Genomic DNA, 1,181 nt, shown 5'->3' with positions numbered 1-1,181 from the left:
CATGAGCCATTAGCTCAGTAGGTAGAGCATCTGACTTTTAATCAGAGGGTCGGAGGTTCGAGTCCTCCATGGCTCATCATGTTGCGGAAGTAGTTCAGCGGTAGAACACCACCTTGCCAAGGTGGGGGTCGCGGGTTCGAACCCCGTCTTCCGCTCCACTGCCGCCGGGGTGGCGGAATTGGCAGACGCACAGGACTTAAAATCCTGGGGTAGGTGACTACCGTGCCGGTTCGAGTCCGGCCCTCGGCACTTGCGCTCGTAGCTCAATTGGATAGAGCATCTGACTACGGATCAGAAGGTTAGGGGTTCGAATCCTCTCGAGCGCGTTTTATCGGGAAGTAGCTCAGCTTGGTAGAGCACACGGTTCGGGTCCGTGAGGTCGCAGGTTCAAATCCTGTCTTCCCGACCACTTTGGGGCCTTAGCTCAGCTGGGAGAGCGCCTGCCCCGCACGCAGGAGGTCATCGGTTCGAATCCGATAGGCTCCACTTTTTCATCCGTTTTGGCGGTGTAGCTCAGCTGGCTAGAGCGTACGGTTCATACCCGTGAGGTCGGGGGTTCGATCCCCTCCACCGCCACTCTTATCGGACCTTTAGCTCAGCTGGTTAGAGCAGACGGCTCATAACCGTCCGGTCGTAGGTTCGAATCCTACAAGGTCCACCATTATTGTTGTTTTTTTGGAGGAGTACCCAAGTGGTTGAAGGGGTCGGTCTTGAAAACCGAGAGGCGCCGCAAGGCGCGCGGGGGTTCGAATCCCTCCTCCTCCGCCATAAATAATCGTCTCATTTAGCTCCGTTGGCACAAATAGAATGAGACGGCATCAACTCGGTTTGAGCGCTCCGCTTTTTTCGACCAGTTGACTATTAGGAAAAACGATAAGCATTGCATAATATGGATTTATGCCGGCTTAGCTCAATTGGTAGAGCAACTGACTTGTAATCAGTAGGTTGCGGGTTCAAGTCCTGCAGCCGGCATCAACATCATGGCGACTATGGCGAAGTGGTTAACGCACCAGATTGTGGCTCTGGCATGCGTGGGTTCGATTCCCACTAGTCGCCCTTTTTCTTCCTAAAACCAGTAAGCTCTTGGTAAAATTGCAGCCACGAGCCTTAGCTTCACCGAATAGGCTACGAGTAGCCTCGACGCATCCCGCTTCTTTGAATGCGCTGGTAGAGGAAGAGGG

The 1,181-nt window shown here is 54.0% G+C and carries 11 tRNA genes; all 11 read left to right on the top strand.

Annotated features, from left to right (window positions below):
- Positions 1-3 precede the first annotated feature (3 nt).
- The 11 genes from B4113_RS11370 to B4113_RS11320 all read left to right on the top strand — a co-directional run bounded on the left by B4113_RS11370 (position 4) and on the right by B4113_RS11320 (position 1,056).
- Positions 4-76: transfer RNA gene (locus B4113_RS11370), tRNA-Lys, on the top strand.
- Positions 77-83: 7 nt separating this feature from the next.
- Positions 84-158: transfer RNA gene (locus B4113_RS11365), tRNA-Gly, on the top strand.
- 5 nt (positions 159-163) lie between these two features.
- A tRNA-Leu gene (locus tag B4113_RS11360) sits at positions 164-249 on the top strand.
- 3 nt (positions 250-252) lie between these two features.
- A tRNA-Arg gene (locus B4113_RS11355) sits at positions 253-326 on the top strand.
- A 6-nt stretch (positions 327-332) separates the two neighbouring features.
- A tRNA-Pro gene (locus tag B4113_RS11350) sits at positions 333-409 on the top strand.
- A 4-nt stretch (positions 410-413) separates the two neighbouring features.
- Positions 414-486: transfer RNA gene (locus B4113_RS11345), tRNA-Ala, on the top strand.
- Between the two features lie 16 nt (positions 487-502).
- Positions 503-576, top strand: a tRNA-Met gene (locus B4113_RS11340).
- An 8-nt stretch (positions 577-584) separates the two neighbouring features.
- Positions 585-661 (top strand) — tRNA-Ile (locus B4113_RS11335).
- Positions 662-677: 16 nt separating this feature from the next.
- Positions 678-768: transfer RNA gene (locus B4113_RS11330), tRNA-Ser, on the top strand.
- 131 nt (positions 769-899) lie between these two features.
- Positions 900-972: transfer RNA gene (locus B4113_RS11325), tRNA-Thr, on the top strand.
- Between the two features lie 11 nt (positions 973-983).
- Positions 984-1,056 (top strand) — tRNA-His (locus B4113_RS11320).
- Positions 1,057-1,181 lie beyond the last annotated feature (125 nt).

Origin of the sequence: Geobacillus sp. B4113_201601 (assembly GCF_001587475.1) — a bacterium.
GTDB classification, from domain to species: Bacteria; Bacillota; Bacilli; order Bacillales; family Anoxybacillaceae; genus Geobacillus; species Geobacillus icigianus.
This window is presented reverse-complemented; position numbering and strand designations above follow the sequence as displayed.